Origin of the sequence: Acetobacter sp. (assembly GCF_022483985.1) — a bacterium.
GTDB lineage: Bacteria > Pseudomonadota > Alphaproteobacteria > Acetobacterales > Acetobacteraceae > Acetobacter.
On record NZ_JAKVME010000001.1, the window covers coordinates 1,003,841 to 1,026,914 of the forward strand.

At 58.2% G+C, this 23,074-nt stretch carries 21 protein-coding genes; 8 read left to right on the plus strand and 13 right to left on the minus strand.

What is annotated here, in order from left to right; genetic code table 11:
- Positions 1-127 precede the first annotated feature (127 nt).
- From LKE90_RS04455 to LKE90_RS04475, 5 genes are all read right to left on the minus strand, one after another.
- Positions 128-1,585 (minus strand): SulP family inorganic anion transporter, encoded by a 1,458-nt coding sequence (locus LKE90_RS04455; protein WP_291491679.1) that lies wholly within the window; start codon positions 1,583-1,585, stop codon positions 128-130.
- Between the two features lie 31 nt (positions 1,586-1,616).
- Positions 1,617-3,251 carry a tetratricopeptide repeat protein gene (locus LKE90_RS04460; protein ID WP_291491680.1) on the minus strand — a complete coding sequence of 545 codons (1,635 nt, stop codon included), beginning with the start codon at positions 3,249-3,251 and terminating at the stop codon, positions 1,617-1,619.
- A gap of 18 nt (positions 3,252-3,269) precedes the next feature.
- Positions 3,270-3,860 carry a CarD family transcriptional regulator gene (locus LKE90_RS04465; protein WP_173572437.1) on the minus strand — a complete coding sequence of 197 codons (591 nt, stop codon included), beginning with the start codon at positions 3,858-3,860 and terminating at the stop codon, positions 3,270-3,272.
- A gap of 168 nt (positions 3,861-4,028) precedes the next feature.
- On the minus strand, positions 4,029-5,696 hold the full coding sequence (locus LKE90_RS04470) for a porin (RefSeq protein WP_291491682.1): 1,668 nt from the start codon (positions 5,694-5,696) through the stop codon (positions 4,029-4,031).
- A 265-nt stretch (positions 5,697-5,961) separates the two neighbouring features.
- The gene (locus LKE90_RS04475; protein ID WP_291491683.1) at positions 5,962-6,837 is read right to left on the minus strand and encodes a bestrophin family protein; all 876 of its coding nucleotides are present in this window, start codon (positions 6,835-6,837) and stop codon (positions 5,962-5,964) included.
- Between the two features lie 466 nt (positions 6,838-7,303).
- Between LKE90_RS04475 and LKE90_RS04480 the strand changes: the two genes are divergently transcribed.
- A complete protein-coding gene (locus LKE90_RS04480) occupies positions 7,304-7,882 on the plus strand; it encodes a YqaA family protein (protein WP_291491684.1) in 579 nt (192 codons plus the stop codon).
- A gap of 215 nt (positions 7,883-8,097) precedes the next feature.
- A complete protein-coding gene (locus tag LKE90_RS04485) occupies positions 8,098-10,686 on the plus strand; it encodes an HWE histidine kinase domain-containing protein (protein WP_291491685.1) in 2,589 nt (862 codons plus the stop codon).
- A gap of 12 nt (positions 10,687-10,698) precedes the next feature.
- Here LKE90_RS04485 and LKE90_RS04490 read toward each other — a convergent pair whose 3' ends face one another.
- A complete protein-coding gene (locus LKE90_RS04490) occupies positions 10,699-11,682 on the minus strand; it encodes a zinc-dependent alcohol dehydrogenase family protein (protein WP_291491686.1) in 984 nt (327 codons plus the stop codon).
- 152 nt (positions 11,683-11,834) lie between these two features.
- On the opposite strand from LKE90_RS04490, the gene LKE90_RS04495 reads away from it, so the two are divergent.
- The 3 genes from LKE90_RS04495 to LKE90_RS04505 all read left to right on the plus strand — a co-directional run bounded on the left by LKE90_RS04495 (position 11,835) and on the right by LKE90_RS04505 (position 14,359).
- Complete coding sequence (locus LKE90_RS04495) at positions 11,835-12,182, plus strand: DUF3147 family protein (RefSeq protein ID WP_291491687.1); 348 nt, start codon at positions 11,835-11,837, stop codon at positions 12,180-12,182.
- 174 nt (positions 12,183-12,356) lie between these two features.
- Complete coding sequence (lldD, locus tag LKE90_RS04500) at positions 12,357-13,508, plus strand: FMN-dependent L-lactate dehydrogenase LldD (RefSeq protein ID WP_291491689.1); 1,152 nt, start codon at positions 12,357-12,359, stop codon at positions 13,506-13,508.
- Between the two features lie 116 nt (positions 13,509-13,624).
- Complete coding sequence (locus tag LKE90_RS04505) at positions 13,625-14,359, plus strand: hypothetical protein (protein ID WP_291491690.1); 735 nt, start codon at positions 13,625-13,627, stop codon at positions 14,357-14,359.
- Between the two features lie 49 nt (positions 14,360-14,408).
- On the opposite strand, the gene LKE90_RS04510 is transcribed toward LKE90_RS04505, so the two are convergent.
- From LKE90_RS04510 to LKE90_RS04535, 6 genes are all read right to left on the minus strand, one after another.
- Positions 14,409-16,622 (minus strand): TonB-dependent receptor, encoded by a 2,214-nt coding sequence (locus LKE90_RS04510; RefSeq protein ID WP_291491691.1) that lies wholly within the window; start codon positions 16,620-16,622, stop codon positions 14,409-14,411.
- Between the two features lie 110 nt (positions 16,623-16,732).
- Positions 16,733-17,284 carry a DUF2946 domain-containing protein gene (locus LKE90_RS04515; RefSeq protein ID WP_291491692.1) on the minus strand — a complete coding sequence of 184 codons (552 nt, stop codon included), beginning with the start codon at positions 17,282-17,284 and terminating at the stop codon, positions 16,733-16,735.
- Positions 17,285-17,326: 42 nt separating this feature from the next.
- The gene (locus LKE90_RS04520; protein WP_291491693.1) at positions 17,327-17,884 is read right to left on the minus strand and encodes a DUF2147 domain-containing protein; all 558 of its coding nucleotides are present in this window, start codon (positions 17,882-17,884) and stop codon (positions 17,327-17,329) included.
- Between the two features lie 43 nt (positions 17,885-17,927).
- The gene (locus LKE90_RS04525) at positions 17,928-18,398 is read right to left on the minus strand and encodes a DUF1178 family protein (protein WP_291491694.1); all 471 of its coding nucleotides are present in this window, start codon (positions 18,396-18,398) and stop codon (positions 17,928-17,930) included.
- An 8-nt stretch (positions 18,399-18,406) separates the two neighbouring features.
- Positions 18,407-18,667 (minus strand): glutaredoxin 3, encoded by a 261-nt coding sequence (gene grxC, locus LKE90_RS04530; protein WP_291491696.1) that lies wholly within the window; start codon positions 18,665-18,667, stop codon positions 18,407-18,409.
- Between the two features lie 151 nt (positions 18,668-18,818).
- Complete coding sequence (locus LKE90_RS04535; RefSeq protein WP_291491697.1) at positions 18,819-19,610, minus strand: ComF family protein; 792 nt, start codon at positions 19,608-19,610, stop codon at positions 18,819-18,821.
- A 137-nt stretch (positions 19,611-19,747) separates the two neighbouring features.
- Here LKE90_RS04535 and LKE90_RS04540 point away from each other — a divergent pair, with 137 nt between their 5' ends.
- The gene (locus LKE90_RS04540; protein ID WP_291491698.1) at positions 19,748-20,638 is read left to right on the plus strand and encodes a methyltransferase domain-containing protein; all 891 of its coding nucleotides are present in this window, start codon (positions 19,748-19,750) and stop codon (positions 20,636-20,638) included.
- A gap of 65 nt (positions 20,639-20,703) precedes the next feature.
- Here LKE90_RS04540 and LKE90_RS04545 read toward each other — a convergent pair whose 3' ends face one another.
- Entirely contained in the window at positions 20,704-21,309 is a 606-nt protein-coding gene (locus tag LKE90_RS04545) for a glutathione S-transferase family protein (protein ID WP_291491699.1), read from the minus strand.
- Between the two features lie 233 nt (positions 21,310-21,542).
- Between LKE90_RS04545 and LKE90_RS04550 the strand changes: the two genes are divergently transcribed.
- Positions 21,543-22,229 (plus strand): phosphoadenylyl-sulfate reductase, encoded by a 687-nt coding sequence (locus LKE90_RS04550; RefSeq protein WP_291491700.1) that lies wholly within the window; start codon positions 21,543-21,545, stop codon positions 22,227-22,229.
- Positions 22,230-22,268: 39 nt separating this feature from the next.
- Positions 22,269-23,063: a sulfate adenylyltransferase subunit CysD gene (cysD, locus tag LKE90_RS04555; protein ID WP_291491701.1), complete on the plus strand. Its 795-nt coding sequence runs from the start codon at positions 22,269-22,271 to the stop codon at positions 23,061-23,063.
- Positions 23,064-23,074: the final 11 nt, after the last annotated feature.

Genomic DNA, 23,074 nt, shown 5'->3' on the forward strand with positions numbered 1-23,074 from the left:
AAGTTCCAGCTCTCTGTTTGAGAGCAACATCCGATCAGACGGAATCGTCCGGTTGGATGAAGTTGCGCGATAAATCCTGAGTGAGGGCTGCATCCGTGATCCAGTCCGAGCGGATCGGGTGCTGCATTCAGTCGGAAATGGCGGCGCAGCGTTCAAGCAGATGGCTGCTTTCCTGATTCAGCCCCGTAAGCTGAACAGCATATCCGCGTTCCTTCAGATTGGTGACGATCGTTTCAATCGCTCCCGTGCCTGTGCTGTCCCAGATATGCGCCTGACTGAGGTCTATGGTGATGGCGGCGCCATTGCCTGCTTCCGGCTCACCATATTCGATGGAATCTTCCAGCAGTTCGGCTGAGGCGAAGAAGATTTCGCCTTTGACAGCGTAGTGCAGCGATCCGGTCCGGGGATCATGCGTCCTGTCGATCTTGAGCATCGACGACACGTTGGAAGCGAAGAACACACCGCTGAGCAGGACTCCCACAGCCACACCGGCCGCCAGATTATGGGTCAGCACGACAACCACGACGGTAACGACCATGACCGTGCTGGCAAGAGGCGGATGAGAAGTGAGTTCCCTGATGGACGACCATGAGAAGGTGCTGGCTGACACCATCACCATGATGGCGACCAGAGCGGCGACCGGCACCTGCGCGACGAGGGGCCGCAGCAGCACCATCAGGACGAGCAGGAACACGCCTGCGAAAAGCGTTGAAAGCCGCCCGCGACCACCATAGCGGATATTGCCGACCGTCTGCCCGATCATCCCGCAGCCCGCGATGCCACCAAACAGGCCCGAAGCGCAGTTGGCCAGACCCAGCCCCACGGATTCCCGTCGTTTGTCGGAAGAGGTGGAGGTGAGGTCATCGACCACACGTGCGGTCATCAGACTCTCCAGTAATCCGACCATGGCCATGGCGAGCGCGGCCGGAAAAACGATTTCAAGCGTTTCGGATGTAAGCGGCAGATGCGGCAGGACCGGCAGTGGTAGTCCGTCCGGAAGATGCCCGAGGTCGGAGACGCGTGCGACCGGCATCGGATACACTGTGACGATGACTGTCAGCACCACAATGCAGACAAGGGGTGACGGGATTGCCGTGAAGAAACGTGGAACGCCGTAGATGATGACCAGACCGATCCCGAGCAGCATCCATGTCTGCCATGATACGCCGGTCAGATGCGGCAACTGGGCGGAAAAAATCAGGATTGCCAAGGCGTTTACAAAGCCTGTCCGCACTGGTCGTGACACAAACCGCATCAGTACATGCAGACGCAGCAACCCGAACACGATCTGGATGACGCCGCAGAGCAGGGTCGCCAGCAGCAGATACTGAACGCCATGTGCATGAACCAGCCCGGCGGCAACGAGTGCGACCGAGCCGGCGGCTGCGGAAATCATCGCCGGCCTGCCGCCTGTGAAGGCGATGACGATGCTGATGACAAAGGAGGCATACAGGCCAACCGAAGGATCAACCCCCGCGACAAAAGCGAAGGCGATAACCTCAGGGATAAGCGCAAAGGTGGCGACCATGCCGGCAAGGCATTCGCGGACGGGATTGGCTTTCCAGCCTCCCAAAAAACCAGTCATTCACTGTTCCAGATTAGAGGCGTCGAAAAATTCAGGATGCTTTGTGAGCGGCGGCCATTTTCCTGAGCTCCGAGGCAACGCGCTTGATCACGTCATCCCACTTTTTGGGCTTCTTCTGGCGGATAATCTTTAAATCCGGATACCAGATCGAATCTTCCCGACCCGACAGCCAGCGCCAGCAGTTGTCAAATCTGTCCATCAGCAGAACGGGTCGTCCCAGAGCACCGGCGAGGTGAACGACCGACGTATCGACTGAGACAAGCACGTCGATGCCCATCAGAAAGGAGGCCGTATCGTCCATTGTCTCGGCATGGACCATCAGGTCCAGAATGTCTCTGCCGCACGGAAGGGTGGTTCCCTGTTCCGCGTGGGCGCCCTTCTGGAAGCTGATCAGGTTGATGCCTGCTATTTTGCCCAGAGGGTCGAGAGAGGCGAGGGATGTCGAGCGTTTGCGGTCGAGCATCAGCGCGCTGCTGAGGTTGGGGCGGGGTTCGCCTCCCCAGACAAGACCGACATTCAGCCTGCCGTTATCCGGCAGCAGCGTGCGGGCCGCCAGATCCTTCTGAGGGTCTGTTCGGAGATAGGGAACGGGGTCGCCCATTGCGTCCTCGGTTCCGACAAAAGCTCTGGGCAGACTGATGAACGGGCAATGCCAGTCAAATTCCGGCACGCTTCCGCCGAACTGCACGATCGCAGCGCCTTCCACACGACGGCAGAGATCCGCCAGTGTCTCCGGCACCCACAGATGAACGATCGCTCCGCGACGGGCCAAAGCGGGGATGTAGCGGAGATACATCAGGGTATCGCCAAGCCCCTCTTCCTGCGTCACGAGAATACGTTTGCCGCGGATATCCACACCGTCTCCCAGAGAAGGCAGCAGCCGCGAGACAGGCAGTTGGGAATGGCCGGGAAGCTGAAGACGCCACTCATGTTCGGCCCAGCCCTGCGCGTAACGCCCGGCTTTCAGCAGCGAGATGGAGTGGTTCAGACGGATTGTCGCGTTCTGCGGACGCTCGATGACGGCTGAACGATAAAGGGCGAGCGCATCGTCAGAACGATTGATCGCGGAGTAGATGCAGGCGAGGTTGGAAAGGGCGCTGGCATTGTGCGGGATCAGTTCCAGCACTTTCCTGAATATGTTCGTGGCCTCGGTAAGCTCCCCCTTTTCCATGAGGGCGATGGCCTTGAAGTTCATCGTCAGCGGCGAGACCGGACGAATATCCAGCGAGTGATCCAGCACACTGAGCGCCTCATCAATATCGCCAAGATAGATGAGTAGTTCTCCCATGGCATCGAGAACGCGGGCGTCGTTTGGCGTGATCCTGAGGAGGGCTTCGAGCGATTTTCTGGCCTGTTCCCGTCGGTTCAGGCGACTGAACAGGGCGACCAGTTCCAGAGCGGGGTGCTTGCTGCCTTCCCCGAGATGGAAGGCCGAGAGAAGGCAGAGCGCGGCTTCTTCATGCTGGTCAAGGCCGGTAAGGGCAAAGCCCAGCAGGGAATCAACCGTCTCGGACCCCATGCCGCCATGAGGCCTGAGGGCGGTCATGACTTCGGAAAAATGTCCCGCTTCCAGTTCGGCTTCAGCCCGCCGCAGAAGCAGAGCAAGCGCTTCTTTGGAGGGAAGGGACGTGTTCGCATACAGCGAAGCGGGCGAGGGAAGCGGCACCGTCAGTCTCTTCCTGTATCAGGCGGCTTTCATCACGGCTGTCAGCGACTGTAGTACGTCTGCGGGCTCTTTCTTTTCAAGCACAGCAACCTCGGCGACAAAGCGCTCCTGAGCGGCTTCGAACAGCTTCCGCTCGCTGAAGCTGCCATCGAGGCTGTCAACATTGCGGCGCAGGTCACGGAGAACTTCCGCGATCTGGACCAGATCACCGGAGTTGATCTTTTCCTGATAGGCCACCGCGCGACGTGCCCACATGCCCTTGCTGACATGAGGCTTGCCCTTGATGATGGACATCGCCTTGTCGACGATCTCACGGGAGACGATCTTGCGCAGCCCGGCTTTGCGTGCTTTTGAAAGCGGGATACGCAGCGTCATCTGGTTGCCGGGAAAGGATATCTGGATCACTTCCAGTTGTGTCCCGGCGATCTCGTCGACGCCGATCCGGTCGACGCGTCCGACGCCATGCGCCGCATAGACGATTGAGTCGCCTTCCTGAAACGGGTCCTCGTCTTTTACCTTCGTTTTCGCCTGCGCAGCGGTCGTGGCCGCTGCTGTCCTTGCCATGGCGTCTGTGACGCCGCCCTTCGGAGGAGATCTGAATGTATTCATGGGGAATGCTTTACCATAAAAACGTGACGTTGTCTTGTGGACGAAAATGCTCGGCACGAGATACGCAACATTCAAAGCATTGACCGCCTGAAGGTTGCATTGTTTTTTTACAATACAACCCGCTCGGACAGGACACGGCAGAGCAGGCGACGCCGTTTTTCTTCTTTCCTAGAAGAAAAGCACTGCACCACCGGAAGCGGAGTTATCCTTTCCGCGATTGCCATTATGCGCGATTGATTCAGTGTGGCTGTATTCAGCGACAAACTGAATCCAGTCCGTCCATTTGTAGAACAGGGCGCCCACTTCAGATTCGTTGCGTCGAACGAGGACAGAGTCGATTTCACCCGGAGCCTGATAGAGATTGCTGACACCATAGCTCGCGGCGAGACGAAGACGCTTGTCGAACGAGTAGGAGCCCTGAACGTAATATCCTTCAGAATTACGTTTGTTACCTGCTGGCGTGATGCCGTCAAAGAACAGGCCCGTAGTGCCCAGACCACTCGCCCGATAATAATAGCCCAGCCCCTCGAAGCCCCTGTAGGTGATCTTGGCGCCGAATTCTCCGGCTTCAACTGTGGCGCTCTTGCCCTGATTTTCGCTGATAACGGAAGAATAAAGCCTCTGCTGATGCTGGATCAGGAATCCGGCCCAGATACGTCCCTTGAGATCGCCACTGGTGAAATCATAGGTGATCTTGCCCTGAGCCATCGGCGCGCTGTGATGCGTGGACTGCGCGGAGAGTGCGTCCGGCCCGGCGCCATTATTGTTTGTTCCGGCGAAATTGAACTCATCCATCGGCTGCATGACGCCGACCGTGACCTGCACACCGCTCATCATGGGCGACTGATAGGAAATCTGTGGAATCCAGTCCGCATAGAGATAACCGACGCCGATACGGCCAAGGCTGGTGTTGCCGGGCGCTGAGTTTCCACCGATGGAGCCAAGGGTAATGAGAGTGGCATCGGAAAGGATAGCGTCGGAGCCGAAGATGCCAAGATCGCGGCCGATCTTGATGGTTCCCATCTTCTTGTTTCCAAAAGTCATGTAAATCTGACGGAAATCGATGCCGGGCGTTCCAAGACCGACAGGGCTGCCGCCTGAGTTGGCGTTCATGGCTCCCGGCTTGTTGTTGTCGAGGCCGGGATACATGCCGAACACCGCCGCCATGTCGATACCATCCTGCGTGGTGGTGATCTTGGTGATCAGGGCGGCAGGCAGGTAACCGTTACGAACGGCGCTGGCGTCAAACTTGTTGCCGCCAGCGCCAGCGGATGTTCCGCCGCCGACATAGCGTCCGTATGCGTTGTCGTATGTATAGAAGCCGTTCACGAAACCGGACAGGTTGATCGCGACAGAACCGGCGTGGAAGGTCACGCCTTTGCCGGGAACGTATTTGTCCGCCCGGACAATGCCGGGATCATTGATGGCCGCCTGAGCCGCCAGCATGGACTGGCGCGCCGAGCGTGCGCTGGCTGCGGCGTCATCGGCGGCATCCTGCACGTCCAGAAAGACCGGCGTGACATCGGAACCGCTGGCCACCGTGACACGATGGGCGGAGGAGGCTGCGCGCATGTGGCCTGCACGCTCCTGATCCCGTGCGGACGCCAGACGGGCGGGGCGACGTTCGCCACGATCCGATGCGTCCATTTCCTGCTGATGACGCCTGTGCTTGGTCATCAGAGCGCTGTATTCGCCCTGAGTAAGACTGCCCTTGAGCTTCAGGATATCCAGCAGGTCGGTATATTCATCGGCTCTGGCCTGATGGGCTGTGACAAACAGTGAAGAGCTTGCGAGCAGGCCGGCAACCAGCAGGTGATGTCGGCTCGAACGACGCATGTTTCCGGATACTACCGACGAATCCGGCCGATATCGGCCACAGGCGCGCAAGGCAGAAAACAGGGCCAGCTGAACTCCGATCATTTTGGTCCTTTTCGAGCCTGCGCGGGCGCGGCTTCGTGAAGCCTTCAGCCGGGCTGGGCATGGTGAAACAGTAATATGACAACGCTACGACCGAAATGTGACGAAACAGTAATGGCGGTCAACGAAATATGTGCCAGCTAAAGGTCTTGTGATCGAATGCGTCTTCACGCGAGCCTTATACTCATGGCTGAACCCCGTTTGTGATGACAACAGGGGGAGGGGCAGCCTCGCCGATGGATTGCAGCAGGTCCGTCTCGATTGTCGTGGCCATGGCCGCCATGGGAAGGGCGTGCGGCGTGTTGATGAATGGCTCCTGCAAATCAGCGCCGGTCTTGTCCAGCACCACGAACAGCAGTCCGACCAGTGAGGATCCGAGAGGTGTGATCCAGCCCAGCGTCTGAACGGCAGACAGCGGCAGCACGACGCAGAAAATATTGGCCAGAGCACGGGGGAGGCCTGAATACTGTATGGGCAGGGGCGTTTTCTGAATCCGCTCCAGCCCGCCCTGAGCATTGGCCAGATCAGAAAGAATGCGATCAATCTGCCCGTGCAGAGCGCCGTCGATGCCGAGTTTCGTGGCTTCCTCGGTCACGCCCAGTCCCAACTGGACCAGAATGCCGTTCGGCTGGTTCTTCCATCCTTTGATACGGGCCGCCATTTCGGGAGAAAGCAGCCGTTCCACGTCTTTTGTGGCGTCCACTTCGCCCAGAGCCGTTCTGAGCGCATGCGGATAAGCGGCCATCGCCCGAACAAGATCCTTGCGTCCACCCAGTATGGAGCAGACCTGACGACCGAAAGAGCGGGAATTGTTGGTGATGGCGCCCCAGAGGGTGCGGCCTTCCCACCAGCGGGCATAGGCTGTGTTGTTCCGCACACTCATGAAAAGGGCCAGCGCTGATCCGATCAGGGAAAGCGGCAGACTGGGGATTTCCATCCATTCCTGATGGAAAAGCTGGTAGAGAATGACGACCACAAAATCCCATGCGGCCAGAAGGAGAAGGGTGCCGATGCTTTCCCGCATCAGAACCATGAGACCAATCCGCTTGTTGACGATCATACGTTGCCGTCTTTCCGTATCTAGCTCTGTTTGTTCGATGACGGACTGTAAGACACAATCATATCGACGCGAAGCCGAACGTCTTTGACATAGTTTATCTGCACTGTTTTTTGATGGATAAAAGTTGGCATAATATATCTTATGCGACTTACGTGTGTGTCGATAAAACTGTCTCCGGAAGTTTCGAGCCTCCTGTGACGGCACAACCATCAGTGGATATGGTCCTGTTCCATCTGAAACTGTGTGCGTTGCTGTCTCTGAAGGCCCAACAAACCCGCTTCTCGCCTTCCCCTCCTTCTCTTCCTGCGAGAATTCTGGAGCAAACAGAGATCGATACCCCACTCCTGAACGTCATTTTTACGCTTCACCGATAAATAATCAGCAAGGACAATCATCAGCCTTGCTCATTACGCGCTCGAAGTGGCATGCCTGCGCCAGCTTAACTGGATACGGGGTTTCTGCCGTCATGCTTGACCGTCTTTATGCGCGCGTGCGTGCTCATGCGGCTGGTCCCAATGCCCCGTTGTTTCTGGCTCTTCTTGCGTTCTCTGAGGCAAGTTTCTTTCCTCTACCCCCGGAAGTCCTGCTCGTGCCGATGGTCCTCGCCGACAGGTCCAAAGCATGGCGTTATGCGGCCATTGCGACGCTGGCCAGTGTCTCGGGAGGCGTGCTCGGATGGTATATCGGAGCCTTCCTGCTTGAAGTCATAGCGCGCCCGATCGTTCATTTTTACCATGCCGACGCCACGCTGGCGGCCTTACAGGAAAAGTTCCGCACCTGGGGTGTCTGGATCGTGCTCATCAAGGGACTGACGCCTGTTCCCTATAAATTTGTGACCATTGCAAGCGGCGCAGCACATTTTGCGCTGTTGCCATTTGTCGCGGCCAGTCTGGTGACGCGTGCGGCGCGGTTTTTTCTCGTGGCGGGATTGCTGCGCCATTTTGGAGCGCCGATTGAAACATTCATCGAGAAACGCCTGCCTCTGGTGTGTGGCGCTTTTGCCGTGGCCTTGATTGGTGGCGTTATCGCATTGACTTATTTATAAATATTTTCAGAGAAGCATTTTTTATATTTTGCGACGCTCCCGGTGTGTTAGAAACAGAAAAGGCTATCCGGGTTTGTGCCGGACCGAACTGACGAGAGGGAGATTTTTTTCAGCGCACACTGCCAACCGTAGCCATGTGAAATCACGGTGGAAGTAGCCGATGCCTTTTATCGGCTGAGAAAGAAGCATGGCGGCTCACGGGGTGGATATAACGAATGGAATTCAGCAGAGAAAAGCGCGAAGCAGTCTGGAGTGAGACCCGACAGGGCCCACGTCCGGCGGCGACAGCTCCCGTTGAATATGAAGGCATGACTTCGGGGAATTTTCTTCAGGCACGGGGATGTCTCCTGTGTTTTGATACACATTCACTCCGGTTGCAGCGTTATTCCGTCAACGCGCCTGCCTTTCTCTCGCAGTCTGGTATGGCGCTCGGGAATACGTTCGTTCAATGCGCCGCCGAGGTCGCCGCCCGCGCCATACTGGGCGCGCTACAGGAAAATCAGGTTACAGGCCGCCCGGCCCTGCTTTTCAACCTCCCCATCGGCCCTCAGCCTGTGTTCTGCGACATCGCCGTCCATGTTTCTGGTGATGACCTTGTCATCGAGTGCACGCCTCCCGGCCCCCCACAACTGGCTGGCTCCCTCATTCGCCACCTGAGAAGCGCGATTGACTGCATGAGAGAGAACAACGAGCTTCTCTCGCTGTGTCAGGCCGCCGTCGTTCAGATGAGAATGATCGTGGATTATGATCATGTCATGCTGTACCGGTTCGCACCGCATGGGCTGGCTGAAGTGATGGCCGATGACTGCGCTCCCGGACTACCCCGTCTGTCCGGACAGTACATATCCCGCGAAGGCATGCCCGATATCCTCAGAAAGCTTTATCGGCGCTCCCTTATCCGGGTCGTTGAAAACGTCTCGGCGGAACCGGTTGAAATCCTGTCGGCTCCCGGCCTGCCGCCGCTCGATCTCTCGCTTGTCATGATGCGTGCCTCATCGGAATGCCGACAGGCCTATATGAGCGCCTGCGGTGTCGAGGCGACAATGCTGCTGGCCCTGATCGTTGACGGGGCGTTATGGGGCATGCTGATCGGGCGCAACTACACGCCCAAGAACGTCACGATGGATGAGCGGGCCGTCGCGAAGATGTTCAGCGAATATGTGGCGCTTCAGATTGCCGCCAATGTTCGCGCCAGCCGTTTGCAGGTTACGCAGAAAACATATGCGGCCATTCATGGATTTGTGCATGATGCCGCCTCTGCGACTGATATCCCGGCCTATATCCGTGCTCACGCGGCGGATCTGATGTCACAGGCGGAGTGCGATGGGGTAGCCGTCTGGATTGACGGGCATCCAGCAGTTTACGGGTTTGAGATTTCGCCTCAGTCCGTGTCGGAACTGGTCCGCTGGTCAGGATCCTACAGGGGCGGGATCACTCATATCTGGGATACCGTTTCACTCGTCAGGGACGTCCCTTCTCTGGTGACGCATCTGCCCGGTGTCGCCGGAATGATGGTTGTGCCTTTGACTGCCCAGCCGGGGGATTATCTGTATTTCTTCCGCAAGGAAAAGGTTCGCATCGTCAACCGTGCCCCGTTGCCCGGCGAGAGCCCGACAGTGCGGTATGGTAAAGGCGGTTTGTGCCACGATACCGTTCATGACTGTTCGGCGACATGGACTGTCGAGGACGAGGAAGCGGCGGAAGAACTGCGCGCCGCCCTGATCGAGGCGACAGGCACTTACTATCAGGCGCTCCTTGAGCAAAGATCGCAGGCCGAAGCGCGTCAACGGCTCCTGAATGACGAACTGACGCATCGTGTCAAAAACATCCTGTCAATCGTGCAGTCCGTTGTCGGCCGTTCCATTGTCGAGGAAAGATCGCAGAAAGACAGCATCCAGAGGCTGCGTGACCGTATCAAGGCGCTCGCCGTTGCTCACGACCAGATCGTGAGCGCCAATAGCGGCGGGTATCTCTATGCCCTGCTTGAAGCTGAACTGGCTCCCTACACCATCCGGCCCGACGCCATAACGGTGACCGGTCCTGATCTGTGGATGCCGGGAAAAGCGCTTTCCGTCATGACGCTTCTCTTTCATGAACTTGCGACCAATGCTGCAAAGTATGGTTCGTTATCATGTGAGGCCGGACATCTCGCCATTTCATGGACATTCAATGCAGTCAGTCAGAGCTGGGATATCCTGTGGAAGGAAAGCGGTGGCCCTCCGGTCAGCGAGCCGACCCATCTGGGCTTTGGGTCGATGCTGCTTTCCCGGGCCCTGACGCATGAACTCGGCGGGGTCGCGGAGCGCACGTTCTGTCCGGACGGCGTGAACATCCTGCTGTCTGTTCCTGCCCGCTTTGTAAATCAGGCTCCCGAGCATGATCGAAAGCCGTGGTCCATGACTCATCAGAACAGCCATGCCCCCGCTGAAGATCAAAAAAGAGACGTCAATCTCCGGAATGCCCATGTCCTGATTGTGGAAGATCAGATGCTGATCGCGATGGAGATTGAAGACATCCTCACCGATCATGGAGTGGCCGGAGTCCTGACTGCCGCTTCGGTCAGCGAGGCGAAAAAGCTGATCCTTTCTTCCAGACCGGACGTTGCTGTCCTGGACATCAATCTCGGCGAGGAAGATGTCATCGATGTCGCTGTCATCCTGCGCGAGCGAAAAGTGGCCTTCATCTTTACGACTGGCTACACGGGGGAAGACATGATTCCACCGGAATTCGCCGATGTGCCTGTCATACATAAGCCCTATGCTCCCTCTGTCCTGATCCGTAACCTTCAGGCTGCCCTTGCATGATTCCAGACGGATTCACGGCACCAGCACAGCCGCGCCGTCAAACCGTCCATGTCGAAGATCGTCCAGCGCATCGTTCGCCTTGCGAAGCGGGTAAGGTCTGGTGGTGGTCGTGATACCCATCTTCGGAGCGAGAGAGAGAAAATCGAGCCCATCCTGCCGCGTCAGATTGGCGATTGAGACAATCTCGCGCTCTTCCCACAGGGTATCGTAGGAAAACGCTGGAATTTCACTCATATGAATCCCGGCACAGACCACGCGGCAACCTTTGCGAATGACCTTGAGAGCCGCAGGCACGAGAGCGCCGACAGACGCAAAGATGATCGCTCCATCAAGAAGATCCGGCGGCGTTTCGTCCGAACCGCCTGCCCAGACAGCCCCAAGTGATCGCGCGAAAGCCTGCTTTTCCGTATCGCCGGGTGTAGTGAAGGCATAGACCTCCCTGCCCTGCCAACGCAGAACCTGAGCGATGATGTGTGCGGCGGCCCCAAATCCGTAAAGCCCGATTTTCCTGCCGTTCCCCACGTGAGACAGCGACCGCCAGCCGATCAGTCCGGCACAGAGCAGCGGTGCGAGAGAAACATCGTCCCCCTCTTCTCCCAGCGGAAAGGCGTAGCGCGCATCAGCCACCGCCATCGTCGCGTAACCGCCGTTGCGCGTGTAGCCGGTGAACAGCGGATGATCGCAGAGGTTCTCCTTCCCCTCGTTGCAATAGACACAGTGACCGCATGTATGTCCCAGCCAGGGAATACCCACGCGCTGGCCAATGGTCAGATCTGTGACGCCATCCCCCAGTTCGTCGATCCGGCCGACAATTTCATGACCCGGAATGATCGGCAGCGCCGGATGCGTCAGGTCGCCATCTACCACATGCAGATCCGTTCGGCATACTCCGCAGGCTCCAACCTTCACACGAATCTGCCCCGGCCCCGGATGAGGGTCCGGAAGCTCCACCCCTTCAAGCGGGGCGTGGGGTCTACTGAGCTGCATCGCAAACATTTCTGTCTCCCTTGCCCGATCAGGTCTGGCTGATATCGCGGTGGGGTGCATTGATAACGCGCAGGCGAATCTGATTTTTTCCTCGAAATATCGTGGAACTGGGCAGAGCATTGAAAACAGGTTAACGCACAGAAAAATAAGGCAGGGCGTCGATGTTTTTTCTTCTGAAAGTCGTGCTTTCCGGACTGATGATCGCCCTCGCCTCCTCGGTCGCCAAACGATACCCGGCTGCAGGCGCCCTGATCGCCTCACTGCCTCTTGTCTCGATTTTCGGGATGCTCTGGCTGTGGCAGGAAACCAATGACGCCGAGCGGATGCAGGCCCACGTCTTTGCGACGTTCTGGTATGTGCTGCCTTCCCTGCCGATGTTTCTGCTCATACCATGGACGATGAAACACGGACTCTCTTTCTATCCCGCCCTGCTGGGTGGATGCTGTCTGACATTCGGGCTTTATGCGGCGACGATGGGGATGCTGCGCTGGTTTGGATATTCGCTGTAACGGCTGAACAAACCAGCTTCAGACTCATGACGATCTACGTGCCGGAAGGGTTTTTTCGGCCAATCATACCGCCCTGTTATTGCAAATGAGAACAATTATCATTTATCTGTCAATTCAAATCATCGCATAGCGCCGGAACAACCGTTCCAGAAAACCGGCAACAGGAGATTGGGATTGATCATTTCAGCGCCATCGGATTATCGGGAAGCCGCCCGCCGCCGTCTGCCGCCATTCCTGTTTCAGTATATCGATGGCGGATCGTATGCCGAGCATACCATGAGGCGTAACATCTCCGATCTGTCGGATATTGCGCTCAGGCAGCGTATTCTCAAAAATGTCTCCAGCCTCAGCACACAGACAGATCTTTTCGGCCGCAGGCTGTCGCTTCCCGCGGCTCTGGCGCCCGTGGGTCTGACAGGAATGTGTGCACGACGTGGCGAGGTGCAGGCCGCCAGAGCAGCGGCGAAAAAGGGCATTCCCTTCACACTTTCAACGGTCTCGGTCTGCCCGATCGAGGAAGTGCAGAGTCAGTCCTTGCAGCCGATCTGGTTCCAGCTCTACGTGCTCAAGGACCGGGGCTTCATGAAGAACGTTCTGGAACGCGCCAAGGCTGCGGGGATCGGCACGCTGGTCTTCACCGTGGACATGCCGACGCCGGGGGCGCGTTACCGCGACGCGCATTCCGGCATGTCAGGCCCCTACGCCGCGCTGAGACGTTATCTTCAGGCTGCCACACATCCTGACTGGGCATGGAATGTCGGGCTACGCGGGCGACCGCATGATCTGGGCAACATCTCGGTCTATCGCGGCAGCCCGACGAAGCTGGACGACTATATTGGTTGGCTGGCCGGTAACTTTGATCCTTCCATCGGCTGGAAGGATCTGGAATGGATCCGTGAGTTCTGGACAGGCCCGATGATCATCAAGGGGATACTCGATCCGGAAGACGCGCAGGATGCCGTGAGGTTCGGCGCGGACGGGATTGTCGTCTCCAATCATGGAGGTCGTCAGCTCGATGGTGTTCTCTCAAGTTGCCGCGCCCTTCCGCCCATCGTGGATCAGGTCAAGGGAAAGCTGGCGATTCTGGCGGATTCCGGCGTGCGTTCCGGTCTCGATATCGCACGGATGGTCGCTCTGGGCGCGGACGCCGTGTTGCTGGGGCGGGCATTTGTCTATGCGCTGGCCGCGGACGGTCAGGCTGGCGTCGAAAATCTTATTTCCCTGATGGAAAAGGAGCTTCAGGTCGCCATGACACTGACAGGGGCCAGTTCGATTGCGGACATCACACGTGAAAGTATCGAAAAACTGGATAGCAACTCGCTCTGATGACGTGACCGGTCTGCAAACCGCAACAGGGCTGGTCAAAGGCAGGGAGCCGACCTTTGACCAGCCTTACGGAAAATCGCTTTCAATCATGCCTCTTCATCCCGAGAGAAATGACCATGACTTTCGGTTATCATACGGCCTCCGAGATTGCTTCCCCGTTTGCTGATCCGACACTGCTTGCTCCGGACGCGGTAAGATGTCTCTGGGTCAGGCCCGTTTCCGACGATCCGAAAAGCCATGTGCCAACCGTGATATTTCGGGATGGCACTCACCATCCCTTATCGCCATGCCTGAATGAAATGGATGCCCGCAGAGCCTGCCTGAAAGTCGGGATGGTTTACGACTGGCCTGTATGGGACAAACGCCAGACCGGAATTGGCTCTTTTCTTGAAACAGAAAAGAACTTTCACACCCTTCCCGCTGAAGACAGGCTTGTGGTCGATGGGCAGTATTGTCTGACCATGCAGGGGCTGGGGCGTCTGCTGGCGAACATTGCCCATGCCGAAGAGCGGCCACTTGGTGAGGCGGTGTCGAAGGTCACTCATCAGATCGTCAGATTTTTTGATATGGTGAAGGAGCAGACTTCACTGGCTGGCGTCGATATGGAGGACGCCATGCAAAGCACGATCAACACAGGTTTCGAACAGTTGTGCGTGCTTTATCCGGATGAGCCGGAAGATTTCATGGAAGGCCATCAGACAGAACAGGAAACCTCCCTCCAGACCGCCTCTGGGAATGACGTTCTGATCCTTGCCTCTGATGGTGAAACACTATTGTCCTGCCAGCCTTTTCTGCTTTTCGATCAATGTCTCGCGCTCTTACGGAACAGCCGACGTCTCCTGTTGGAGTGAAAGAATGTCCAACGCAAGGAGGGGCGAAAGCCCCTCTCCCACCCATAAATCAGAAAGAGGCCGTCAGACTCACATTGAATGACCGCCCCATCCCCTGAAGCGGACTCATGACGCCGGTGGCATCATAATCTCCAAGCGACATGCCGCCCAGCGGAAGATAGTATTTCTGGTTGCAGATATTCTCGATGCTGGCATCCAGCAGGAAATTCCGCCAGCGATAGCTGCCACCAAGACCAAGCAATACATAACCGGGTGTGCGGGGCTCGTTTCTGATCCAGTCCACCGTGTTCTTGCTCTTGACCAGAGTGGTTTCAATCCGGCCTGTCCAGTTCTGATAGGTTTCATAAAGCCCAACCGTACCGTTGGTCGGCATCTGATGATACAGGCCTGAGTGGTTCTGGAGATCCTGCCCACGCACCCAGTTCAGATTGGCGCGGATTTCTCCCGTGCCGTAGGCGTCGGTTTTCCACAGCCTTGCCCTGACCGAAGAGTTGATGCCGTAGCTCTGGGCATTGTGGTTGACGAACTGGAGTTTGGACAGACCGTCGGAAAAAGAGCCGATCCGTACAACATTTATGTAGTTGTGGGTGTAGGTGTAATAAGGCTGGACTTTCACTTCCCAGCCATCATCCTTTGGATCATGCCATGTGACGGTGAAACTGGCCGTGTTGGCGACTTCCGGTGTCAGATTGAGATTGCCGACATAGCCGTTCCCATCACCGAACCAGCCGATCATGCTGGTCGCCATTGTCCCCTGCGCCCAGGAATAACGTTCGTAGAGATTGGGAGACCGCGTTTTGCGGGCATATCCACCCTCGATCGACAGACTGTCCAGCGGATGCCAGCGCACTAGAGCCGTCACATCGAAGTTCGTATCCGTGCGCCCCCGTGACGCGGCGTTGAACTTCTGCGCCGCCATGGCGTCAGCCATGGACATCATGCCGGTCCACGAATAGGGCGCGACCTGTCCCGTGTTCATCATGATCAGGTCGCTCCGGAAGCCGAGCAGCGTGGATACGCGTGGCAGCCACTGGGCGTTCCATTCCGCGTAATGCCCCAGCCGGTCACGATGGCCGTTGTTGATGTTGTGGAACGTGTTAGGCCCCATCATCATGCTGCCGGTCAGTGGCGGCCACCAGTCATTCAGACCGTTATGCTCGAACTCGCTGCCAAGAGTGAGCGTATGTTTAGGCGCAAGAGGAATGATCGCCTTGAGACTGTAGCCGACCGAGCGGGAGTCCGTATTCATCGGCATACCGGTGGTGGCAGTATGACCGCCCTTGTCGTTCATCATGTTCATCACATGATCGACGCGCTGCCAGTAAGCCCGTGCTTCCAGAGAACCCCAATCGAAGTCGCCCTTGTATTTGCCGTTTACATAGGTGGACCGGTTGTTGGTCATGTCCATATACTGGTTGGGAAAGCCTTCGTAGGGAATGTCCTGCTGCCCGAAGGTAATGGAAGCCTGATGGTTATCCTTGTGGAAACCGGCGGTCACGGCGTGGTTGAAGCTCAGATAGCTGGTGGAGCGGACCTGCCTGCTGTTGTTCCCGCCTGTCCGGTAATTGCTGGCATGGGCATACGACCCCGTGTAGCGCAGGCTCCATGTGTCGTTGGCCACGGTTATGGTGCCCGATGCGCCAGAGCCGCCACCATTGCTGCGATAATCTCCCCGCACATGCCCGGTGACGAGGAGTTTACCCTGTTCGGCAAACAATGGATCACGCCGCTCCACCACGATGCTGCCGCCCGTGCTGTCGCCGCCGATGCTCACGGGCGTAATGCCCGCGATGGCCTGCGCTGTCGCGACAGAATCAGGGTCAACATAGGAGAGGGCGGGATTCATGTGGTTCGGACAGGCCGAGGCAATTCTCATACCGTCAACGATCGTGGCGATGCGGTCATCGGCCATGCCGTTCAGAACAGGAAGCGCCGAGACGCCTCCTGCGGAATAGGAGCTGAAGCCTAGGCTATGGCGAAACAGAGAAGTCGTGTCGGGACTGGTGCGATCGCGCAGCCTGATGGCATTGACGATGATGTTCTCGCCAGCCTGAGCAACGATTCTGGTGTGTCCGGACGTATCCGGTTCAGCCGATACTTTCCCCTGAGAAGATTTGGACGAGACAGGGGAAAGGTTCCTTGCCGGAGACAGATCGAACGTGGCGGCGCGGGCGCTGGACACGTAGAGCGATGAGGTGGAAACAGCAAATCCAAACGTGAAGACAGAGCACAGCAGGGCGTGCTTGTGGCCGGAAATGAACATGACAGGACTATCCTGTGATCTGAACGGAGGTCGATCGCAGCAGTCGCCGGACAGACGCCCACACGGAAGCGTCCATCAGGCTGACCATAAAGCGCGATGGCGGAAGAGGTTCAGATGGCGAGTGGAGGTCCTGTCGCTGGCGGCAGCAGCAGAGTGAAAGAGGGCGGTGCCCGTGGCTGCGCGAAGAACCGGCGCATGGAGAGCCATGCCGCGCTGACAGCCGGAAGAAAAACCGTCGCGTTCAGGAGAATGCCGAAAAACAGCAGCAACGGACAGAGAGGGCAGTCGGCGTCATGGTGATGACCTTCCCCGGACTGTCCATGCTGGTCCGGCATCGGCATGACATGACGACTGTCAGCGGAGTCACCCTCTCCCATGTCCATGCCGCTCATGTCATGGTGCGGCGAGTGACGAGAGAGGTCAGCCTTGGGACTGATATCAATGCCGATAAGGCGAAGGATGGCGGTCCGGGGTGTTTCTCCCGGAGACGCCAGACTCTGAAGGGCAAGCTGCCCCAGCAGACCAATGAGGGTAAGTGCGACGACCAACCAGCGACCGGCAGACGATCGTGTCGCGGGAGAACCCGAAAGCCTCATCTCGTCGTCAGAATCTGCCCCCGTTTCACGGAAAATGATCGCCCCTGCGTTCCATGCCTTAGTCACATGACGGAGCGACGTCCACCCCGGACGTGACCTGCCAAACCTTTACGGGTTGGCAGGCATGCGGCATTCGGGGCCGATCGTGCCGTGATAGCGGCTCCATGTCTGGGTCTCGCCAAAGACCGGCACCAGAATATAGCCACGCAGTTTCAGAATATCCGGCTTCGGAGACCAGATTTGAGCATGGTAAAGATTGCCTGCGTCGGGGTCGAGGATTTTGCCCTCCCACCGTCCGGGGTCATCCGTCATGGGATGGAATCCTGTCAGCATGACGAGATTGCATTCCGACCGGCCATCCTTGGCATGCGGCATGGGCTCGTCGGGGCCGTAAGACAGACCGATCAGGGTCCCGCAGACAGCATCCCCACACGGAGCGATCCTGAAAATACCGTCATGCTTTTCGCTCAGCCACAGTCCCATTACAGAGGCGTTCTGCGCCGTGGTTGCCGTTGGTTCAGCCGCATGAGCGGGAAGCGCCAGAACAGACGCGGCCAGCCCCATGAATGAAGCGAGGAGCAGGCGGAGAACCGCCTTTCCGGGCATGATGGCGGAGAAGAGGCGACCGGGAGTTTCTGGCGGCAAATCAGCAGTCACGTATTTCATCCTTCCGGTTACCCGGTGGCAACCTGCCCATCGGGTGGAACCGTCATCCCTCGGCAGGCTGAACCCAGGGAAGCCTTTGAACTGAAACGCCCTCGTCCTCAAGGCGTTCATGGTCGTCAGGGGTCATGCGACCGTAAATACCGCGTTCCTCCGCCTCACCATGATGGATGCGAAGGGCTTCCTCGGCGAACCTGTCACCGACATTCTCGCATTTGCTTTCCACTTCCTGCCGCATTTTCTGGAGCGTGGACAGGAGAGCATCCGGAATGCCGGCCTGCCCGACAACCGTCGCAGCCGGGACTTCCGCGGGTGTTACAGGCGTCTCCTGCCGCTCATCCTTCTTTTGTCGGGATGAGCGAACGGCAGGAGCCATAAGAGCCCTGTCGACCCCGGCCGTTCCACAATACGGGCAGGAGAGAAGTCCGCGCGCGGCCTGATCCTCGAAGGAGGAGGAGTTGCTGAACCATCCCTCGAATTCATGGTCGGAGACACAGCGGAGCTGATAGTGGATCATGGTCTGTTTCAGGCAGTCTGCAACAGGGCGTCCAGCTTTCCACTCCGTTCGAGCGCAAACAGATCATCGCAGCCGCCGATGCCCTTCCCATCCACAAAAATCTGCGGAACCGTGGTTTTGCCGCCGGAACGCTCCCGCGCATCCACACGCTCCTGCGTGCCATGCGGCGCATTGATTTCAGTGAAGGGCACTTTCTTCTGTTCAAGAAGCGCTACGGCCCGAATGCAGTAAGGGCAACCGGGCTGGGTGTAGATTTCGATCTTTGGCATGCGTATTCCGTTACTCTGGCGCGGGTCTGTGCCGCGTACTGCGATGATGATGCCATATCATAGCGTGTCATTTCTTCCTGTCATATGAAAGCCGATACAGAAAGACACTCCATGATATCACGAGTGGACTAACCCCTGTCCGCCGATATCCTCACAGCTCCGGCCTGCTGATATCGTCCCGCGTATCGGGTGTAGTCCGGGCGGCGGCCAGCAGACAGACCCTTTCCGCTCCCGCAGACAGAAGCGCGTGGGTGCATGCGGATGCGGTCGAGCCTGTCGTCAGGATGTCATCCACCAGCACAACACGCTTTCCCCTGATTGTTCCGGCCGCGCGCGACCTGACCCGGATCGCATCCTGCATTTCCTTCGCCCGTTCCTCGGCGGAAAAGCTGGCCAGACGGCTGGTGGCGCGGGGCCGCTGAAGCGCATCCACGAACACCGGGACGGACGAGAGCCTGCTCACAACCCGGGCCAGCAGCGCCGCCTGATTGTATTTACGTTCCAGCAGTCTGCGCCAGTGAACGGGAACCGGGATCAGCCAGTCCGCCCGTTCCAGAATGTCCCGTCCCGCCCTGTTCATCTGCCTCGCCAGAATGAGAGCATTCTGTGTGCGGTCGGCGTATTTCAGCGACAGGATCAGATCGCGTGAGCCCTCGTCATAAACATAGGCCGCCCGGGCTTTCGACCACGGTGGAGGATGGAGTTCACAGGAGACGCAGCGAGCGTCGCGCCCGAGATGCGTGGAGGCGGGAAGCGGGACGCCGCACTGGTCGCAGCGAGGTTCGCCGATCGGGTGCATCCTGACGAAGCAGGCCGGGCAGAGCGAATGCGGCTGATCGACTTCCCCGTCACAGGATGAACAGGTGGGGGGCAGCACGAGATCCAGCGCAAAGCGGCTCGTGGTCCGGAGCGCCCTGCCCAGCCGCCCTGTGGGGCGTGTCATGATGACCCGACTTGCTGGCGCAAGGTTGCTGACATCCCTTTTCTGGCCCCGACCGCGCCCTCGCGGTGAAGAACACACTGTTTCATCCTGTGCTTTCCTCTTGGCACAGAGAGAAGACCGGCGCACATGTTTCCAACATGGAACATCACCATGTCATCTTCGACCGCCATACTGTCCGGCTGCACCGGGATCGGGCTGCGGACACTCTTGACGGGGTTTCCGCCATTCTGGAAGAAGCCTCGGACCGGCTGATCGAGCGGTTGGACGACCTGACCCGATCCTTCACGCTGGCGCTCGATATCGGTGGCCGGGGTGCAACGGCGTCGAGTCTACAGATGCGTGGCATCGAGGTGGTCAGCAGCGACCTGTCACCCCGCATGGCCCGGCACGTCCGCGACAGGAGCGGCTCCCTGACCGTCTGTGCCGATGAAGAATTTCTTCCCTTTGCCGAAGGCAGCTTCGATCTGGTGATCGCCAGCCTTTCGCTGCACTGGGTGAATGATCTTCCCGGCACACTGCTTCAGATCAGGAAAATCCTGAAACCGGATGGACTGTTTCTGGCCAGCATGCCGGTCCTGCCGACGCTCGCTCCCCTGCGCGCCGGGTTCGAGGAAGCGGAACTGGCCCTGAGCGGCGGCGTCTCGCCGCATGTCTCACCTTTTCCGACACTGCGTGACTGCGCTTCCCTTCTCCAGCGAGCAGGATTCGCGCTGCCTGTCGTCGATGCTGAGGTGATGGATATCCGTTACCGCTCAGGGCTCGCGCTGTTCCGGGACCTGCGGGCGGCTGGTGAGACCAACGCCCTCTCCCTGCGGGACCGGCGCATCCCCGGCCCGGCGCTTTTTCCTGTCGCGCTTGAAGGGCTGGCGGAAAAATGCAGGGACGAAGAGGGCATTCTGTCCCTGCCCCTTCATCTCGCGGTGATGAGTTCATGGGCGCCCGCCCCGACACAGCCGAAGCCGCTCGCGCCGGGACAGTTCACGACATCCCTGCGCGACGCACTGGGAGGCAACCCGGATCAGACCTGACCGTAAGGGTGCCGCCCTGCCCGATCCGCTGGGCAGGGCGGCCGGGCAGAGAGACACCAAATCCTTCAGATCAGCCCTTCTTCCCTGAGTGCAGCCTGCACAGCAGGCCGGGAAGCAACGCGGTCGCGCAACGCAACGGCTTTGGTATAGGGTGAGATATCAAGTTTCAGTGGCGCGGCCCAACTGAGAATGACAAACACCAGAGCGTCAGCCTGTGTAAAACCGGCCTCAAGCCAGTATTCGCGCCCCTCTGTCAGCATCGCCTCAAACTGTCCCAGTCGACGATAAAACTGGGCTGTGGCCCGCTCACGAAGGGCAGGCTCCAGATCCGGGGCAAAAAGGGTGCCGATTGCGGAGTGGATATCCTCGCAGAAGCCCAGAGCTTCAGAAAGACGGGCGCGTTCCAGCGAACCGGCAGGCGCTTTGAAGGCGGGGATGGTCGAATGGTCGCCGATATAGGGAAGGATGGCCACGTTCTGCGTCAGATACACACCGGGCTCCACCTCAAGCACCGGAACAGCGCCACGCCCGTTGATTGTGAGATAGTCCTCGCCTGTTTCGGTTTTTTTATTCTTCAGATCGACCTTTTCCAGAGAGTAGGGAAGATTCGCTTCTTTGAGGATAATATGGGAAGCAAGGGAGCAGGCGCCGGGTGCGTAATAAAGCTTCATGTTGTCCCTCCAGAGAGTGCTGGCATTGTTTGTGAACGTAGCCGTACCGCCACCAGACTCACTATCAGATCGGCTGTCAAACGGCAGCATTAATTGTACAATTTTATATAGTTTAATTAATACTCAAGTCTCTTATGAATTTACGTTATACATCTTGAATTTGTGACTCTGATCCTCTACATGCCCTCCAAATCACGGCGTTCAGTCGTATTAAACAAGCAGGGATGTTCGACATGAGTGTCACCCAGCAGCAGATCGAGACGCTCCGGGCAGCCGGAAACGATGCGCACACTGTCCTGAAAGCCGCCTGCGAGGTGCTTCCGGGGCAGGTCGCCGTGCTGTCGTCGTTCGGCGCTGAGTCCGCACTCCTGCTGGCTCTGGCGGCCGAAGTCGATCCCGCCATTCCGGTCCTGTTTCTGGAGACCGGCATGCATTTCCCGGAGACGATCGAATATCGTCACGAACTGGCCCGCACCCTCGGCCTGCTGGATGTGATCGACGTCAGACCAACAGAACGCACGCTTCAGGACCGCGATCCGCAAGGCCAGCTCTGGGCGTTCGATCCGGATGCCTGCTGCAAGATGCGCAAGGTCGAACCGCTTGATGCAGCGTCCCTGCCCTATCCGGCTCTGATCACAGGCCGCAAGCGTTCGCAGGCCGCGACCCGTAACCGGATGGAAATCATCGAGCAGGATGGCGAGGGGCGTATCAAGATCAACCCTCTGGCCGACTGGACGAGAGAGGAGATTGACGCGGAGATGACCCGGCGCGGCCTGCCCCGTCATCCGCTCGCCTCCAGAGGTTATCCCTCGATCGGCTGTGCGCCCTGCACGAAACCGGTCGGCGAAAATGAAGATCCCCGTGCCGGTCGCTGGGCTGGTATGGCAAAAGTCGAATGCGGCATCCACCGTCCCACCTGACAGTATTCGACCTGACAGCATAAGAAGGTTCCACTCATCATGGATCATCTCGATCAACTCGAAGCGCAGAGCGTCTTCATCCTCCGCGAGGCTTATCGGAAGCTGAAGCCGCTCGCCATGCTGTGGTCGCTCGGCAAGGATTCCAACGTCATGGTCTGGCTCGCCCGCAAGGCGTTCATGGGCCGCGTGCCGTTCCCGGTCATGCATGTCGATACGGAGAAGAAATTCCCCGAGATGTATGCCTTCCGCGACGAATACACCAAGAAATGGAATCTTGACCTGCTGCTGGGCTACTGCCCGCCGGTCGAGGAAATGGACCCGACCCTGCCGCCCGCCGCCCGCTCGGCAGCCCGCAAGACGGCTGGTCTCGCCAGCATGATCGAGAATCACAAGCTTCAGGGCGTCATCGCTGGTATTCGTCGTGACGAACAGGGCACCCGCGCCAAGGAGCGCGTATTCAGCCCGCGTGGCGCGTCCCACAAGTGGGATATCCGCAACCAGCCGCCCGAATTCTGGGACCAGTACGCCACCCCGCACGAGGAAGGCATGCATATCCGTGTGCATCCGCTGCTCGCATGGCGTGAAATCGACATCTGGCGCTATGTCGAGCGCGAGAACATCCCTCTGGTGGACCTCTATTTCGCCAAGAACGGCAAGCGTTACCGCTCGCTCGGCGATTCCGACATCACCTTCCCGGTCGAGAGCAACGCCTCCACCGTGGCCGAGGTCATTGCGGAACTGGAGACCACGAAGACGTCCGAGCGTGCTGGACGCGCCATGGACCATGAATCCGAAGACGCATTCGAGCGGCTGCGTGTCGCCGGTTATCTCTGAGAACTGGGAAC

Bases quoted from the DNA above. Each gene is read 5' to 3' on its own strand.
- LKE90_RS04535 (WP_291491697.1), bottom strand. From the start codon at position 19,610: ATGACACGCCCCACAGGGCGGCTGGGCAGGGCGCTCCGGACCACGAGC.
- LKE90_RS04525 (WP_291491694.1), bottom strand. From the start codon at position 18,398: ATGATCCACTATCAGCTCCGCTGTGTCTCCGACCATGAATTCGAGGGA.
- LKE90_RS04485 (WP_291491685.1), top strand. From the start codon at position 8,098: ATGGAATTCAGCAGAGAAAAGCGCGAAGCAGTCTGGAGTGAGACCCGA.
- LKE90_RS04455 (WP_291491679.1), bottom strand. From the start codon at position 1,585: ATGACTGGTTTTTTGGGAGGCTGGAAAGCCAATCCCGTCCGCGAATGC.
- LKE90_RS04520 (WP_291491693.1), bottom strand. From the start codon at position 17,884: ATGAAATACGTGACTGCTGATTTGCCGCCAGAAACTCCCGGTCGCCTC.
- LKE90_RS04470 (WP_291491682.1), bottom strand. From the start codon at position 5,696: ATGCGTCGTTCGAGCCGACATCACCTGCTGGTTGCCGGCCTGCTCGCA.
- LKE90_RS04510 (WP_291491691.1), bottom strand. From the start codon at position 16,622: ATGTTCATTTCCGGCCACAAGCACGCCCTGCTGTGCTCTGTCTTCACG.
- LKE90_RS04505 (WP_291491690.1), top strand. From the start codon at position 13,625: ATGACTTTCGGTTATCATACGGCCTCCGAGATTGCTTCCCCGTTTGCT.
- LKE90_RS04540 (WP_291491698.1), top strand. From the start codon at position 19,748: ATGGAACATCACCATGTCATCTTCGACCGCCATACTGTCCGGCTGCAC.
- cysD (WP_291491701.1), top strand. From the start codon at position 22,269: ATGGATCATCTCGATCAACTCGAAGCGCAGAGCGTCTTCATCCTCCGC.
- LKE90_RS04465 (WP_173572437.1), bottom strand. From the start codon at position 3,860: ATGAATACATTCAGATCTCCTCCGAAGGGCGGCGTCACAGACGCCATG.
- LKE90_RS04545 (WP_291491699.1), bottom strand. From the start codon at position 21,309: ATGAAGCTTTATTACGCACCCGGCGCCTGCTCCCTTGCTTCCCATATT.
- LKE90_RS04495 (WP_291491687.1), top strand. From the start codon at position 11,835: ATGTTTTTTCTTCTGAAAGTCGTGCTTTCCGGACTGATGATCGCCCTC.
- LKE90_RS04550 (WP_291491700.1), top strand. From the start codon at position 21,543: ATGAGTGTCACCCAGCAGCAGATCGAGACGCTCCGGGCAGCCGGAAAC.
- grxC (WP_291491696.1), bottom strand. From the start codon at position 18,667: ATGCCAAAGATCGAAATCTACACCCAGCCCGGTTGCCCTTACTGCATT.
- LKE90_RS04490 (WP_291491686.1), bottom strand. From the start codon at position 11,682: ATGTTTGCGATGCAGCTCAGTAGACCCCACGCCCCGCTTGAAGGGGTG.
- LKE90_RS04480 (WP_291491684.1), top strand. From the start codon at position 7,304: ATGCTTGACCGTCTTTATGCGCGCGTGCGTGCTCATGCGGCTGGTCCC.
- LKE90_RS04475 (WP_291491683.1), bottom strand. From the start codon at position 6,837: ATGATCGTCAACAAGCGGATTGGTCTCATGGTTCTGATGCGGGAAAGC.